This window comes from Campylobacter sp. TTU-622, assembly GCF_016598965.1.
Taxonomy (GTDB): Bacteria; Campylobacterota; Campylobacteria; order Campylobacterales; family Campylobacteraceae; genus Campylobacter_D.
The window spans coordinates 1-16067 of the sequence record NZ_JAENKR010000027.1 but is presented as its reverse complement, the minus strand read 5'-3'; the positions used below and the strand labels follow the sequence as shown (position 1 = coordinate 16067).

19 protein-coding genes are annotated in these 16067 nt (G+C 26.6%); 7 read left to right on the top strand and 12 right to left on the bottom strand.

Annotated features, from left to right (window positions below; all coding sequences use genetic code 11):
- Positions 1-16 precede the first annotated feature (16 nt).
- A complete protein-coding gene (locus tag JG677_RS04130; RefSeq protein ID WP_200170300.1) occupies positions 17-592 on the top strand; it encodes a molybdenum cofactor guanylyltransferase in 576 nt (191 codons plus the stop codon).
- Positions 589-1539 (top strand): phospholipase A, encoded by a 951-nt coding sequence (locus tag JG677_RS04125; protein ID WP_200285325.1) that lies wholly within the window; start codon positions 589-591, stop codon positions 1537-1539. Before JG677_RS04130 ends, JG677_RS04125 begins: the two co-directional genes overlap by 4 nt.
- A gap of 4 nt (positions 1540-1543) precedes the next feature.
- Here JG677_RS04125 and JG677_RS04120 read toward each other — a convergent pair whose 3' ends face one another.
- The 5 genes from JG677_RS04120 to gap are packed head-to-tail and all read right to left on the bottom strand — an operon-like array spanning position 1544 to position 6892.
- Entirely contained in the window at positions 1544-3196 is a 1653-nt protein-coding gene (locus tag JG677_RS04120) for a hydrogenase small subunit (protein WP_200285327.1), read from the bottom strand.
- 10 nt (positions 3197-3206) lie between these two features.
- The gene (fabI, locus tag JG677_RS04115) at positions 3207-4022 is read right to left on the bottom strand and encodes an enoyl-ACP reductase FabI (protein WP_200285323.1); all 816 of its coding nucleotides are present in this window, start codon (positions 4020-4022) and stop codon (positions 3207-3209) included.
- A complete protein-coding gene (locus JG677_RS04110) occupies positions 4022-4696 on the bottom strand; it encodes a triose-phosphate isomerase (protein WP_200285321.1) in 675 nt (224 codons plus the stop codon). The genes fabI and JG677_RS04110 overlap by 1 nt, the downstream gene beginning before the upstream one ends.
- Positions 4693-5895: a phosphoglycerate kinase gene (locus JG677_RS04105; RefSeq protein WP_200285319.1), complete on the bottom strand. Its 1203-nt coding sequence runs from the start codon at positions 5893-5895 to the stop codon at positions 4693-4695. The genes JG677_RS04110 and JG677_RS04105 overlap by 4 nt, the downstream gene beginning before the upstream one ends.
- A gap of 1 nt (position 5896) precedes the next feature.
- Positions 5897-6892, bottom strand: a complete 996-nt coding sequence (gene gap, locus JG677_RS04100; RefSeq protein WP_200285317.1) for a type I glyceraldehyde-3-phosphate dehydrogenase — start codon at positions 6890-6892, stop codon at positions 5897-5899.
- A 59-nt stretch (positions 6893-6951) separates the two neighbouring features.
- Between gap and nadD the strand changes: the two genes are divergently transcribed.
- Together nadD and rsfS are read left to right on the top strand one after the other, a co-directional pair.
- The gene (nadD, locus tag JG677_RS04095; protein WP_200285315.1) at positions 6952-7512 is read left to right on the top strand and encodes a nicotinate (nicotinamide) nucleotide adenylyltransferase; all 561 of its coding nucleotides are present in this window, start codon (positions 6952-6954) and stop codon (positions 7510-7512) included.
- Positions 7513-7531: 19 nt separating this feature from the next.
- Complete coding sequence (gene rsfS, locus JG677_RS04090) at positions 7532-7861, top strand: ribosome silencing factor (protein WP_200285312.1); 330 nt, start codon at positions 7532-7534, stop codon at positions 7859-7861.
- On the opposite strand, the gene JG677_RS04085 is transcribed toward rsfS, so the two are convergent.
- Both JG677_RS04085 and JG677_RS04080 read right to left on the bottom strand, forming a co-directional pair.
- On the bottom strand, positions 7858-8235 hold the full coding sequence (locus JG677_RS04085) for a DUF1090 family protein (RefSeq protein WP_200285310.1): 378 nt from the start codon (positions 8233-8235) through the stop codon (positions 7858-7860). The two genes, rsfS and JG677_RS04085, sit on opposite strands and share 4 nt — an antisense overlap.
- A 41-nt stretch (positions 8236-8276) precedes the next feature.
- Positions 8277-9647, bottom strand: a complete 1371-nt coding sequence (locus JG677_RS04080) for a phosphomannomutase/phosphoglucomutase (RefSeq protein WP_200170309.1) — start codon at positions 9645-9647, stop codon at positions 8277-8279.
- A 91-nt stretch (positions 9648-9738) separates the two neighbouring features.
- On the opposite strand from JG677_RS04080, the gene fliL reads away from it, so the two are divergent.
- The 3 genes from fliL to JG677_RS04065 are packed head-to-tail and all read left to right on the top strand — an operon-like array spanning position 9739 to position 11248.
- Entirely contained in the window at positions 9739-10278 is a 540-nt protein-coding gene (gene fliL / locus JG677_RS04075) for a flagellar basal body-associated protein FliL (protein ID WP_200170310.1), read from the top strand.
- Entirely contained in the window at positions 10275-10643 is a 369-nt protein-coding gene (acpS, locus tag JG677_RS04070) for a holo-ACP synthase (protein ID WP_200285308.1), read from the top strand. The genes fliL and acpS overlap by 4 nt, the downstream gene beginning before the upstream one ends.
- Positions 10631-11248: a hypothetical protein gene (locus JG677_RS04065; protein WP_200285305.1), complete on the top strand. Its 618-nt coding sequence runs from the start codon at positions 10631-10633 to the stop codon at positions 11246-11248. Before acpS ends, JG677_RS04065 begins: the two co-directional genes overlap by 13 nt.
- On the opposite strand, the gene JG677_RS04060 is transcribed toward JG677_RS04065, so the two are convergent.
- The 5 genes from JG677_RS04060 to JG677_RS04040 all read right to left on the bottom strand — a co-directional run.
- Positions 11245-11601, bottom strand: a complete 357-nt coding sequence (locus JG677_RS04060) for a hypothetical protein (protein ID WP_200170313.1) — start codon at positions 11599-11601, stop codon at positions 11245-11247. The two genes, JG677_RS04065 and JG677_RS04060, sit on opposite strands and share 4 nt — an antisense overlap.
- Positions 11598-12965 carry a cytochrome P450 gene (locus JG677_RS04055; RefSeq protein ID WP_200285303.1) on the bottom strand — a complete coding sequence of 456 codons (1368 nt, stop codon included), beginning with the start codon at positions 12963-12965 and terminating at the stop codon, positions 11598-11600. The genes JG677_RS04060 and JG677_RS04055 overlap by 4 nt, the downstream gene beginning before the upstream one ends.
- Position 12966: 1 nt before the next feature.
- Complete coding sequence (locus JG677_RS04050; protein ID WP_200217810.1) at positions 12967-14088, bottom strand: DUF829 domain-containing protein; 1122 nt, start codon at positions 14086-14088, stop codon at positions 12967-12969.
- Between the two features lie 52 nt (positions 14089-14140).
- Positions 14141-15331, bottom strand: coding sequence for a capsule polysaccharide modification protein KpsS (kpsS, locus tag JG677_RS04045; RefSeq protein WP_200285301.1), 1191 nt, complete (start codon positions 15329-15331; stop codon positions 14141-14143).
- A gap of 26 nt (positions 15332-15357) precedes the next feature.
- Positions 15358-16067: capsular polysaccharide export protein, LipB/KpsS family (locus JG677_RS04040; protein WP_442778890.1), on the bottom strand; the 710-nt coding region annotated here is incomplete at its 5' end.

Below are 16067 nucleotides of genomic sequence, written 5' to 3'. Positions count from 1 at the left end.
AATTTAAAGGTGCTTAGTGAAAAAACTCAATTTTGATTGTATTATTTTATGCGGGGGAAAATCAAGCCGTATGGGACAGGATAAAAGTCTTTTAATGCTAAATTCTAAAACTCTTACACAATTTCAATTTGAAAAATTTTCTACTATTTTTAAAGAAGTTTTTATCAGTGCTAAAAATGATAAATTTCAAGGTACTTTTAAATTAATATTAGATGATATAAATTTCAATGAATATTCTCCAATGTTGGCTCTTTACTCCATACTAAAAAATTATAAAAATAATTTTGTTTTTATAATTAGCGTTGATATGCCAAATATCAGCTTTAAAGAAATTTATGATTTAGTTCAATTTTTAAAACAAGATTATAAAATTGTTATTGCTAAAACTAAAAAATATAATCATTCTTTGTGCGGTTTTTATCATAGTTCTTTAACCCCGCTTTGCAAAGAGTTATTAGAAAAAAATGAACATAAAATTGGAATTTTATTTGACATGGTTAAAGTTAAAAAAGTATATTTCGATAATGAAGATGCTTTCATCAATTTAAATTTTTATCAAGAATACGAAACTTTTCAAAGAAGATTAGAATGAATAAATTTTTTTTACTTATAATATTTAGCATTTTATTATACGCTAATGATCTACAAAGGGCCTTAGAATACGAACAAAAAGGTAATTTTAAAGAGGCTATGCAAATTTATAAAAAACTAGCTCTAAAAGAACAGAATTTAAGTATAGATACAAATACAACTTTAGTAAAAAATGACTCTAATTTAACTAAACAAAACTCTCAAACTAACATATTAACAAATTATATTGAGATGGGAAAATTTAATTCTTTTGGGATAAAAACCTATAAAATGAATTATTTTTTGCCTTTAGCATATAATTTTGCATCTACTAATCAAGACTATAACAAAATGGAAGCAAAATTTCAAATTAGCATAAAAAAGCGTTTATTTGAAAATTTACTTGGCTTAAATGAAAAATATTATATTGCTTATACCCAAACTTCTTGGTGGCAACTTTATAATCATTCTTCCCCTTTTAGGGAAACAAATTATCAGCCTGAATTTTTTATAGACTTTCCACAAAATAATGAAATATTTAAAAATTTACGCTTAGGATTACTACACGAATCTAATGGACAAGGAGATGAAAATTTAAAATCAAGATCATGGAATAGAATTTATCTTAGCAGCTCTTTTTTATATGATAATTTTTTATTTACTCCTCGTATCTGGTATAGAATTCCAGAAAGCAAAAATAATGATGATAATCCAGCAATAATACATTATATGGGAAATTTTGATATTAATTTAACTTATTTTGATAAAAAATTTTTTGTAAATACGCTCATTAGAAATAATCTTAAATTTTCAAATAATAAAGGGGCTTTGCAAATTGATCTAGGTTATGATTTATTTAACAATGGAGTATATTGGTATTTACAATATTTTAATGGATATGGGGAAAGTTTGATTGACTTTAATAAAAAAGTACAAAGATTATCAAGTGGTTTCTTGATTTCTTATTAAGAAATCAAGAATGAGCTAAAAGTTCTTGTAAAAAGGCTGAATTTAATTCTTCATCAATACTTAAAACTAATCTTTTATCTTTAAAATTCTCATTTATCTTGCTAATACTTTTTCCAAAAGCTTTTAAACAACTAAAAGCAATACCTTCAAAATCAAGTCCCCCGCAAAGATAAATCAAAGGCATACGTAAAGATTTGCTTACATCAAGTTTTGCCTCTCTTTCACTAAAGGAAAGTTTAAAATCATAAGGGCTTGGATGTTTAAAATGATAATTTAAAGCATAATTTACAAATTCTTTTTTATCTTCTAGAAATTTTCCCTTTGCTAAGATAAAGTTAAGTTCAAAAAGTTTCCAAATATCTTTTGAGAGTATAGATACTTCATTAAAATTTTCTTGTATAAAATTATATTGTGATGAAAATTGTTTTGAATAATTTTCTACAAGCTTAGCTCCGAGTTTATTTTTGGAAATATTATTTAAAATTATTTTAAGATTACTTTCGAATTCAAGATTTAAAAAATTACAGATATTTTGATTTTCATCTTTATATAAAATTTCACTATTTTCTTTTAAATAAAGCACAATTTCATCATCTTTAATTGCATTTTTTAAATCTTCATATTTAAGATCATAATTTTCAAGAATTTTATTTTCATTTTTTTGTGAGAATTTTGCATACGCAAATGCATTTGCCATAGGCTTTTCAAGAAAACCAAAATCATCCCAAAAATCTTTTTCACTACAAGCTATACATCCGTGTCCTGACGCAACTGGCCACGAGGTTTTAGCATTAAATTTAACTTTTGGACAATTATTATAAGTATAAGGGCCTTTACAACCTATCTTAAATAAGCAAGCACCATTTTTAGCTGCTTCATCATCAAAATTTTCAGCAAATTCTCCGCTTTCAAATTTAGCTTTTCTCTCACATAAATCATGCAAACATTTTCCATATGCCCATAAAGGACGATTTTGACTATCAAGTTCTGGCAAAATTTTAAAAAGTGAAAAAAATATTAAATTTGCTACTATATTAATATCGCTTGGGGGGCAACCTGGAATATTAACAACTTTTTGAGTTAAAACTTCAGAAATTCCACAAGTTTTTGATGGGTTAGGATAGGCAGCTTGAATTCCTCCAAAAGAAGAGCAAGTACCTATAGCAAAAATTGCTTGAGCTTTTTTAGCAACTTTTTCTAAAATTTCATAACCGCTTTCTGCGTGTGCACCTATAGTTAAGAAAAAAGTATCAATTGCAGCCACCGCACCTTCTACAGCTAAAATAAATTCTTCTTCTAAAAGTTTTTCTAATAATTCCTCAGCTTTACTTCCATTAGCAGCCATTAAAGTTTCGTGATAGTCTAAAGAAATAAAATCAAAAATTAATTCATCAAAACTAGGACTTGCACTTCTTAACAAGCTCTCAGAACAACCTGTGCATTCGCAAAGATGAAGCCAAAGAACTTTAGTTTTTGGAGCTAATTCAAAAGTTTTTTTAGCCAAAGGGATTAAATCATTACTTAAGCCTAAATGCTTCATAACGCTTTTAAGGCTTTCTTCGTTGATATTTTTTTCTTCTTTTTGATTAGAATTTAATAATTTTTCAATTTGATTTTCAAGTATAATTTTTAACTCATCATTATTTGCCATATTAATTTCCTATCAATTAATTACTTCCACATATTTTTGTACAACCATTTTCATCAATTTCAATATCACTCATACCCATAATATTAAAACCTGCATCTACATAATGAATTTCTCCTGTTACTCCACTTGCTAAATCACTAAGTAAATAAAGTGCGGAATTCCCAACTTCATCTATAGTGATATTTCGTTTAAGTGGGGCATTAATTTCATTGTATTTTAATATCATTCTAAAATCACCTATACCACTTGCTGCTAAAGTTTTAATAGGACCAGCAGAAATAGCATTAATACGTATTTTTCTTTGTCCTAAATCTCTTGCTAAATATCTTACAGAGCTTTCAAGAGCAGCTTTTGCAACGCCCATTACATTATAATGAGGTACATACTTTACTCCACCCAAATAACTTAAGGTTAAAATCGATCCTTTTTCATTTAAAAGAGGTAATAAAGTTTTAGTTAAAGAAAGTAAAGAATAAACAGAAGTTTGCATAGCGATATCAAAAGCTTCTTTTGAAGTTTCTAAAAAAGAATTTTCTAATGCTTCTTTTGGAGCAAAAGCTACAGCATGAACAATAAAATCTATATCTTTTAAATCTTTTTTAAGATTAAGTGCTAAATTAGTTAAATGTTCTTCTTTGTTAATATCCAATTCATATATAAAATTAGAATTAAACTCTTGTGCTATAGGTTCAACTCTTTTTTTTAAAGCATCATTTAAAAAAGTAAAAGCCAATGTAGCTCCTTCTCTTGCACAAGCTTTTGCGATGCCATAAGCAATAGATTTATTATTAGCAATACCTACTATTAGTCCTTTTTTACCTTTCATTAACATTAATTATCCTTTATTAATTTGATAAAATTTTCTATCTTTAAAGCAGCTGTTCCAATTAAAACTCCATCACAATGATTGATATTTAAAATTTGATTAATATTATTTTCATTAACACTACCACCATATAATAATTTAACCTTGCTTAAAGAGCTTAAAAAACTTAATACATTTTCTATATCTTTTAAATCTGCACTAATACCGCTTCCAATAGAATAAATAGGCTCATAAGCAATAATTAACTTATCATAATTTAAATCAATATTTTCTAATTGTTTATGCAAAAACTCATTTGTTTTATTTTGTTTTTTGGTTTGAATATCTTCACCAATACAAAAAATAATTTTAAATCCATATTTTTTTGCAAAATCAAATTTTTCTTTAATTAAATTTTCATTTTCAAATTTTCTTCTTTCAGAATGTCCAATTAAAATACATTTTATGCCAAATTCATCTAAATGTTCTTTTCCTATTTCACCTGTATAGGCTCCATTTACACAAGGATAAAAATTTTGTGCTCCTTGAGTAAAATTTAATTCTTGTTCTAAAAAAGCTATACTAGGAGGAAAAACAATAATTTCATTCTTTGTATCTAAAGATAAATGATTTAATTGATCAGCATAAAGTTTAAAACTAGATCTTGTATGATTACATTTTAAATTTGCAGCAAAAATCATTCATAAACCTTTATTCTTAAAGGTTTAATTCCTGGCAATTCTTTTCCTTCTATAAGTTCTAAAGAAGCTCCCCCTCCAGTTGATATAAAAGTAACCTCATCTGCATCACCAGCACGTGCCACAACATCTGCAGTATCACCACCACCTATAACAGTAGTTGCGTGACTCTCACTGATATAATGGCTCATTTTTATACTACCTTTACTAAATTTATCAATTTCAAATACACCCATAGGACCATTCCACCAAATAGTTTGAGCATCTGCTATAACTTCTTTAAAAAGACGCACACTTGCAGGGCCAATATCAAGTCCCATCCAATTAGATGGAATTTCTTGTGCTGGAGTAAATTTCATCACTGCATCAGCACTACAAGAAGGAGCTGCAACTACATCTACTGGTAAATAAATTTTAACTCCTAATTCTTTTCCTTTTTGAAGAATTTTTTGTGCTTCTTCTATAAGTTCCTCTTCTAAGAGAGAATTTCCTATATTAAAACCTTGAGCTTTAAGAAAGGTAAAGGCCATTCCTCCACCTATAATGAGTTTATCAACTTTTGGCAATAAATTTGTTAAAGCTTGGAGTTTTCCACTAACTTTTGAACCACCAACAACAGCTACAAAAGGTCGGGTTGGATGTTTTATAAGATTACTTGCAAAATTAATTTCTTTTTGAAGTAAAAAACCAGCACACTTAGTTTTATCATCAAAAAATCTTGTAATTGCTTCAACGCTTGCGTGTGATCTGTGACAAACCCCAAAAGCATCATTGATATAAACTTGTGCCATAGATGCAAGTTCTTTAGCTAAATTTTCATCATTTTTAGTTTCACCTTTTTCAAAACGTAAATTTTCAAGCATTAAAATTTCACCAGATTTTAATTCGCTAGCCTTTTTTTTTGCATCTTCTCCAATGATATCTTTAGCAAGTAGAATTTCTTTATTTATTAGACTTGATAATCTTTTAGCTATAGGTTCTAAAGAATATTTTGAATTAATTTCTGTAGGGCGTCCTAAATGTGAGGCTAAAATAATACTACATTTATTGTCTAAACAATATCTTATAGTAGGAATAGCTGATCGAATGCGTCTATCATCTGTAATATTTAAAAAATCATCTTGTGGTACATTAAAATCACATCTTATAAAAACTTTTTTTTGATTTAAATCGATATCTTTTATAGAAATAATATTATCCATCTTAAGCCTTCATTGTAAAAACAGCCATATCAACCAAACGTGAGGAATATCCCCATTCATTATCATACCAAGCTATAATCTTAGCCAAATCATCATCAATAACTTGTGTTAAATCACTTGCAACAATAGCTCCATAAGATGAAGTGATAAAATCGCTTGAAACCCTTTGCTCATCATCAACACACAAAATACCCTTTAAAGATGTTTTTGCAGCTTCTCTAAAAGCATTATTTATTTCATCTTTGCTAACTTTTCTTGCAAGCAAAACTGTTAAATCAACACTTGAAACATCAGCTACTGGAACTCGCATACTTTGACCGTGTAATTTTCCATCAAGTTCTGGCATTACAAGTTTCATAGCTTTAGCAGCACCTGTAGATGTTGGTATAATATTTTGTGCAGCCGCTCTACTACGTCTTTTATCATTAGCCTTAGCATCAATTAAACTTTGTCCATTTGTATAAGCATGAATTGTGCTCATTAATCCTTTTTTTATACCAAAATTATCCTCTAAAACACGACAAATAGGACCTAAACAATTAGTAGTACAACTTGCATTAGAAATAATTTTCTCATTTTTATAAGAATTAGAATTTACTCCTAAAACATAAGTTGGTGTATTATCTTTTGCTGGAGCACTCATAATCACTTTTTTAATACCTTGATTTAAAAATTCTTCACATTTTTCTTTATGCAAATGAACTCCAGTACATTCTAAAACAACTTCTGCTCCATATTTTGCAAAATCAAGTTCTTTAATATTGCGACTTTTAAATACTTTAATTTTTTTATCATTAATGATTAAATGTTCATCATCGCTATTTACATCACCTTTAAATAAACCATGAACAGTATCATATTTAAAAAGATATTTTATAAGTTCAATATCTGTTGTATCGTTAATTGCGACAAGTTCAACATCATCTCTTTCACAAATAATTCTTGCCACACATCTTCCAATACGTCCAAAACCATTTATAGCAACTTTTATAGCCATTTAATTTCCTTTTGCAAAATAAAATGCTAATATTTTACAAAAAAAAGGTTAAAATTTTAATGAAAATTGCAGTTTTTGGCGGAAGTTTTGATCCTCCTCATAAAGGACATAATGCTGTTATAATGCATTCTTTAAAAAATTTAGATATTGACAAACTTATCATTATGCCTACTTTTATTAGCCCTTTTAAAGATAAGTTTTTAGCCGATGAAAAACAAAGACTTTTATGGATAAACAAAATTTGGGGTCCTATAAAAAAAATTGAGATTTCTAGTTTTGAAATTGATCAAAAAAAACCAATTCCTAGTATAATTAGTGTAAATCATATTTTAAAACTTTATAAACCTAAAAAGCTTTATTTTATTATAGGAGCCGATCATTTAAAAACACTTCATTTATGGCATAATTATCAAGAACTCTGTAAAAAAGTAGAATTTGTTATTGCTAAAAGAGATAATATAGAAATTCCAAAAGAATTTAAAAATTTAAATACACAAATAAACATTTCTTCAACATTTATAAGATCAACTTTAAATGTTGAAGAAGTTTGTGATGAAATTAAAGAAGAAGTTAAAGAGTTTTATTTAAAATTACAAAAAATTGATACAATTAAAAAGTAAAATCAAAGCAAGGATTAAAATGCAAAAAAGAATTGAACAAATAATTAAAATTTTAGATGATAAAAAAGCAGAAGAAATCAAAAGTTTTAATATGCAAGAAGAAGATTATTTTGTTAAATATGTAGTCATTGCTTCAACATTAGGAGAAAAACATTCTTTATCTTTAATTGATGAATTAAAAACCAAACTTAAAGAAAAAAACGAAACATTTTTACATATTGAGAGTTCAGAAGATTGGTCAGTAATTGATTTAGGAGATATTTTAATCCATCTATTAACCCCTCAATATCGTGCAATTTACAATATAGAGGAGCTTTTGGAAAATCTTAAAAAATTAAAATTAAATTAAAGATCATCTATATATTTTTCAATTTCTTTTTTAATTTTATCTTTTTGTTCTTTTAAAGCTCTTTTTTTGGCTTTATATTCAGCTTTACTTAAATAATCTTTTTGATTATTTAATTCTTTTAATTGCTGTTCTATTTTTTCTATTTCTTGTTCTTTTAACTTTTTAGCTTCTAATTTTTTATCATAAAATAAAGGATCTTTTATGCAATCGCTTTGAACTTCTTTTAAAGCAAGCTCAAGTCTTGAAATTTTACCGGTATTTCCATTGGCTTTTGCAAAAGCAATTTCTTTATTAATACGTTCTATTTTTTTATCACACTCATTTGCAAAAAGTAATCCGCAAAAAACAAATAAAAATACTAAAACTTTTCTCATTGATACCCCTTAAAAATTAAAAGTATATATAAATTATAATCCTATAAAATAAATTTTTTGTTAATGTCATTAAATAATGAAGTAACTATAACTTCAAGTCTTTTTACCTCTTCTTCACTTTGTGCTTCAAAACGCATAATCACAAAAGGACTAGTATTTGATGCACGAAGCAATGCCCAACCATATCCAAAATCTATCCTTACCCCATCTATCTCGCATAAAGATTTAACATCTTTTAAAGCCCCTTTTTCTATAGCTTTTTTAAATTCATCTACTAAAATAAATTTATTTTTTTCTTCTATAGCAATTTTAATTTCTGGTGTCGCATAAAGTTTAGGTAAAGAATTTATCATAGCTTCTAAATCATAACCTTTAAAAACAAGCTCTAAAGTTCTAAAAAGCGCATAAATTCCATCATCATAACCAAAATATCTGTCTTTAAAAAAGATATGACCACTTACTTCAGCGGCCAAATCGATATCTTTTTCCTTCATTGCTTGTTTAATGTTAGAATGTCCTGTTTTTCCCATAAATATAGTCCCAAACTTTGAAACTTCATTAAAAAGATTTTTACTGCATTTAACCTCACCTAAAACTCTAGGGTTGTTGATATTTTTGGCAAAAAGATAGCAAAGTTCATCTCCACAAAAAATATGATTTTGGCTTAAAACCACTAATCTATCTGCATCTCCATCAAAAGCAAATCCAAGATAAAAATTCTCATTTTCTCTTAAAAATTCTTGTAAAGGCTTTAAATTTTTGATTTCAGTTGGATCAGGAGAATGATTTGGAAAATTTCCATCAGGTTCTTTAAATAAAATATGTGCTTTTAATTGAAGCTCTTTAATCAAAGTTTCAATAACTACTCCAGCAGCTCCATTAGCACAATCTACAACAAAGGGATAAGAAAAATTTTTAAGTATTTTAAAATGCTCACACATATAAGCTATATAGATACTTAAAATATCGTATTTTTGGGCCTTAAAATTATCCTCTATCTCATCATCTAAATATTTATAGACTTCTTTTGAAAATTCTTTAAGTTCTTTACCAAAAAAACTTTCTTTATGGATAGTTATTTTAAAACCATTATAATCTTTTGGATTATGAGAACCTGTTATCATAATATTTGCATCAAATTTCATTCCCTCATAAAGGCTAAAATATCCCAAAGGCGTTGGAACAAGCCCTATATCATAAACTTCTATTCCAGCTTTATTAAGACCACTTACTAAATAATTAAAAAGCTCTTTAGCACTATATCTTGCATCATAACCAACACTTACATTTTTACAAGATCTCTCAAGCATAAGAAGTCCTAAAGCATATCCTATGGCTTTAACACTTTTTTCATTTAATTCTTTATTATAAATTCCTCTAATATCATATTCTCTAAAAATAACATCAAGCACAAAAACTCCTTATAAATTATACATTTGGTATAGAAAGAAAAAATTTGCTACAATTTTACATTAATATTTATAAAAATCAAAAGGAAAAAAGATGGATGAAGAAATAGAAAATGAAGGAAAAAAGAAAAAAGGTGGATTATTAGTTATTATTATTGTTGTTTTACTATTTATTTTACTTCTTGGTATGATGGGAGTTATTGCTTGGCTTATTAGCTCTTCTTCAGGGGATGAAAGCACAGCTAAAGAAGCACCAAAAGAAGAAGTAGTAGCAAATAAAACACCAAAAGCTAAACCTTCTAATCAGCAAAGAGGGAGTGATTTTGCTAATATAGGTCCTATGTATCCACTTGATCCTTTTACCTTAAATTTATTAAGTGATAGTGGTTCAAGATATGTAAAATGCACAATACAATTAGAGCAAAATTCCGAACTTTTAAAGCCAGAACTTGATAAAAAAGTTGCAATTATTAGAGATATTATCATAAGAACACTTACAGCTAAAACTTTTGAAGAAATAAGCACCGCTAAAGGTAAAGAAAGACTTAAGGACGAAATTACTGGAAAAATCAACGAAATCCTTACTGATGGATTTATAAAAAATGTTTATTTCACAGATTTTGTAGTCTCATGAAAGTAGGTTGCGATATTGTTTGCATTTCTAGAATAGAAAAAATTTATCAAAAATATGGCAAAAATTTTTTAGATAAATTTCTTAACCAAGAAGAACAAAAATTAATCAAAAATTCAAAAACTTTAGCAGGATTTTGGGCAGCCAAAGAAGCTGCTTCAAAAGCCCTTGGTGTAGGAATTTCTTTAGAGTGTGATTTTTTTGATATACAAATTTCAAAAACTAAAAAAAATGCACCTATTCTTAATTTTTCATCAAAAATTCAAAAAAATTTTAATATTAGCTCTCAATCTCTTAGTATATCTCATGATGGAAATTTTGCCATAGCTGTTGTTGTTTTAAAAAAAGAAATTAAATGCCTTCTTTAAAACCTAAATTTTTACCTAAACTTTTGGAATTTTTATCTAGTGATATAAAAAATAAAGATTTAAAAAATATTATACCTAATATTTTTACAAAAAAAGATTTTAATGAACTCATAACGCTAAATCTATTAAATTTAGGTATATCAAGACTTATTATAAAAACTCAAGATTTTTTAAAACTTGAAATTTTAAATGAAAATTATCAAATTAATGAAAATTTAGAACTAGATATAAACATTCATCACTTAAAAGATCCTGATGATTCTTTATTAAATATTTTAAAAATTTATCATCCAAAAAGCAAATTTAAAGAATTGAATATCTATCAAAATAATAAGTTTAATAAAAAAATCATTTTTATAATAACTAATGAAATTCCTAAAATTTTTAAAGAGATTTACAAAGAATATCCATATAAAAATTATGGCATAGGAAGTTTTTCTCAATATGATTATTATGATAATGTAAAAGAAATAAAATGGTATTATTTTAGTATTTTAACCCCTTTTAATGCACAAATTATTAAAATGAAATTTATAATTAATGAACAAGAATTTAAAGAACAAATAAATGATTTTATAATTAATTTAAATAAAAATGATAGTTAAACTTGTTTGCCTATAGTTTGTTTTTCAAGTCCTCTTTTTAAAATAAAATCAACAACTGGTTGTTCTCTTTTGTTGGCTCTTTTACAATGATCTTTTTGAAAAAAATCAGTAATTTTAACAACTATTCTAGCCCATTTTTTATGATGCCTTTCTCTCCATGCATGAGAAGAAACACTCTCCCATGCATAACCATTAAACAAGCTTGCATTAACAAAGTGATCTAACGCTCTTACTCCCTGTCTTGCTCTTTTTACATTAAAAAAAATTCCAACAAAAACTATAAAAATATAACCTATTACAGCCAAAGGGACAATGGCGCATAATAATAAAGTTCCTGCTAATTTTTCTTTCATTTTTTCCTTTTAATAAATTTTATATTCATTCCATTAGCTGAACGAACTGTTAATCTGCCCACAACATCTGGAACAAATCCTTCTTGTAATTGTAATTTATATTTTCTTAAAATATTAGCAAGAATTAAAATTGCTTCTTGCATAGCAAATGCCTGTCCTATACAAATTCTCTCACCCATACCAAAAGGAAAATAGGCATCTTTTTTATAATCATTTTCAAAGCGTGAAGGATCAAAATCATTTGGTTTTTCCCAATATTTTTCGTGTCTTTGGATAAGCCAAGGAGCAACAACAACTCCTGAGCCTTTTTTTATAAATTTATCTCTTATTTTAGTATCTTGTTTTGCTTCTCTTGCAAAAAATCCTACTGGAGGATAAAGTCTTAGAGATTCTTTAAAAATATTTGTAAGAATTTTAAATTGTTTTAAATGAGTTATTTCAATATCTTTACCTTGTAAAACTTCTTCAATTTCCCTATAAGCTTTTTCTTGTTCATCTTCAAATGAGCTTAAAAGATACAAAGTCCAAGTTAAAGAACTTGCTGTTGTTTCATGACCAGCTAAAAAAAGCATAGCAACTTGATCTAAAATTTCTTCAAAAGAAAATCTTTTGTTTGTATTAGCATCCATTACACAAAGCAAAGATTCAAGTATATCAAATTCATTTGTATTTTGCGGATCAAAACTCTCATATCTTGGTTTAATAATTTCGCTTAAAACTTCTCTTATAGTCTCTCCAGCTTTTAATCTTTTTTTATCCCCTAAAATATAAGAGATCCATTTTGGAAAACGAAACATACGTCGCATAGCACTATGGACACTTTGCTCTTGAAATGTAACAAAAGCATCTAAAACTTTTTTTCCTTTTTCTTCATCAAGTTTTGAAGACATAATAGTTCTAAATATAACATCAGCTGTTACAAAGGTCATAGCTTCATCAACTTCTATAATGCTTTCATCATTATATTTTTCAAAACGAGCCATCATATCAGCAACAGCTTCACTCATAAGATCAAAAACCTTATTAATGCGTGTCATTTCAAAGCTTGGACGCAAAAGTTCGCGTTGCTTCTTCCAAACTTCTCCATTTGTCGTAAAAATACTCTCACCCAGCAAAGGACTTAAAAGTTGATGTAAAAATTCGCTTTTTGGAAATTCTTTTACCTCATCAATCATTATACGCTTTACTTCTTTGGTATCATTAACAACATAAAGATCAAAATTAGGCATTCTGACATAACCTGTTTGCATCTTATAGCTTCTTTCATAAAGTCCATCAAGCCAGGATCTACGCTTAAGTAAAAAAGTAAGTAAAGTTGAAGCTTTAGTTTTATAAGGTTTTGGGAAAAACGGACATTGGCTCATATTAACTCCTTATTTTTTCTTCTAAAAATTTTTCATTAGTAATAAAATTAAAAAAATCATAACCTCCTCTTAATTGAACGCTCCACAAATATAAAAAATGAGCATCATTTTTATTTCTTTTAATTTTTTTATAATATTTTTTTTCATAAAGAGTATGAAATTTAGCAGATAAGTATTTTGGTTTAAACTGAGTTTTTATTCCACTTTCTTCTATAAAATCAACTTGAGGAAAACAAGCTCCATCAATAACTGAAGTAAAATCATACCATTTTAAATTAAAGTCGCCTATAAATTCTATCTTTTTTCTAAAATCGAAAGATTTTTTTTGAAAACTTACCAAAGGAATACATTCCCCAAGGGTTAAAATCTTTAATTTTGAAAAATCAATTTTTTCTTCTTTACAAAGATGCAAAATTTGTTCTAATATTTCAATACACATTATAGTTCCAACGCTATGAGCTATTAAAATTAATTCATAATCTTGTTTATTTTGATTTTGTTTTAAAGTATTAAAAATAAAATGAGAAAATTCTTCAATTCTATTTTCTAATTGACCTTTTTTGAATTTATGCCAATTTGCACAAAATGAGCAAATTCTAGAAATCCAAAAAACAGCTAATTTTCTTCCATAATTAAATAAAAATCGATTAACCATATAAAATGCAAGCACGCTAAAAAATGCGGCAAAAATAAAATGGATATAAATTTTAGCTGATAAAAAAACAGCGCTGCTACAAATTAAAGCTAAACATAAAGAAAAAATAACATAAAAAAAAGGATAATATCCTGTTATCAATTGATATATAGAAGCTTTACCAAATTTGATAAAAAGCCCTGTAATAGTATAAATCCTAAAAAAACTATAACAATCTAAAAGAGCATCCTTAAAACTTTCAGACCAATTAGTTTTAACAATATCATTCCAAGCCAAAAAATGATATTTTGTTTGATAGTTTTTTCCCTCTATATTCCAATAAATATTATCTTGTGTAAAACTTTTAGAAAGTTGTGCATCTATATTAAATCTATTTTTATATAAATTTAAATTTTTTTTAAATAAAGAATAATAATATCTATAAGTTCTAGGATCATAACCTGCTAAATAAAATACATCGCGTTGCAATATACTTTCCTAAATTTAAAAATTTATTTTTAAAATATTATAAATAAATATTTTATTCCTTGTTAGTAAATAAAAAAGAATTTTTATAAAAACTACCATTTATTTGATTTTTTTCAATTAAATAAGCTCTAAAATTTCCTAAAAGTTTTAAATTTGGTTTATAAGCGTGTGCCTCCCTCCAAAAAAATCGAAGCTTTTTTGGATAAGCCAAACCATCAATATTATAAAAAGCATTACCACAAACTTTCAGAGGGCATCTATACATTAAAGCAGAAATTCCAACACTAGAATTAATAGTAATACAACCTAAAGCTTGTTTTAAAAGAGTTGGTAAATAAGCATCATGTGTGTATAAAACGCGTCCTTCAACATGATATTTTTGACTTAAAGTTTTAATGAGAGAGGAATAGTTTTTATATCCTCTATCCATGGGATGATGCTTAAAAATAAGATAATGCTTAGCTCTTGCATGTTCAGCAAAAGAAATAATACTTTCTTCTATAAATTCCTCAATATTTTTTTTATAATGATGAATAATTTGTGTATCATTATATACTTGAAGTATAGCTAAAAAATATTTTTTATCAAGATTATAAATTTTTTTATTAAGTTTTTTTTCGGTTATTTTATAAAGTAATTTTCTTCCTAAAGACAAAAACCAAGCAAACATTTCAAAAGGACTCAAAGATCGATGATGAAGTTTATTATTAAAAAATGGGGCTAAAATGAAAGCAAAAAACCAATACAAAAAAGATTGAAACGCCATTGATTTAAAAGTAGAACTCAAAGCAAAACTTTTTTCTTTTTTGGCATTATAATAAAGATAAAAATTTTTATCTCTTGGAGTGCTTGAGTTTGCATTAACTCCATTTTCTTCAAACGTTATAAAATTAGGTCTTATATATCCTTCCTCAAAGACCCAAATTTTAATTTTCATCTCTTTAGCAACTTTAATTGCTACTTGATGTATAAATCTACAATCATTATACATAATAATAGCTTGAATTTTTTTTTGAATAAAAAAATCTTTATAAAAATTTTCTAATTGCTCTTTACTATTTTTATAAATAAAACCTTTAGGATAAAAAAAGAAATCTCCACCATTAAAATTAATTTTACTCACTTGAGTATTATTTTTTTTTAATTCGTAAGATAAACGTTTAAAAAAACTCCCAACAGGACCTTGCAAAAGAACAATATTTTTATTACTAAATTCTTTTTTAATCTTCTTGCTAAAATTCATAAAAATAGGGAATCCCCCCGCCCCAGTTATACTATCTTTTCAAAAATTCTTCTTATTTTTCTTATAATAAAATTTCTAGTATCTATACTTAATTTAATCCAATATTTTGAAAAATAAATATTTTGCATTTTTTGCATTATATCTAAAGTAACTTCAATTTCACATAAATGCTTATTTAAAGGATTTATATACCTTGGATATAGTATTAAAGTTGCCGCTACAAGCTCTTCGATACTTAACTTTCTTGTTCTTCTTGCTATATTATATTTATCTTGCGTAAGTCCCCATCCTGCATAAAAAGGTAAGCCGTAAGTAAAAACTTTCTTACCTCTTAAAAGTGCATCAAAGCCAGAAGTTGAAGTAATAGTATGAATTTCATCGCTTACATTGATTGCACTATCTATACTCACATTTTTTATTATCTCATCACAAAATTCTAAAATAATTTTTTCATCTTTTAAACCTTTGCGATTTCCGCTTAAAACATCAGGATGAGGTTTAAAAATTATATAAGCTTTAGGATTTTTAGAACGCACTTCTTTAATTAAATCTTGTGTAGTAAAACCCATTCCTCCCAAAACCATAGAAACATCATCTTCTACTTGAGCAGGAATTAAAATAACTTTTTGATTTTCTCTTGCTTTTAAAGAAAGTTTTTGATGTTTTAGACCATTATATTTTGAAATTTTATTTATTTTTAATTTTTCAATTAAATTTCTAGCCCTTTGTATTAAAT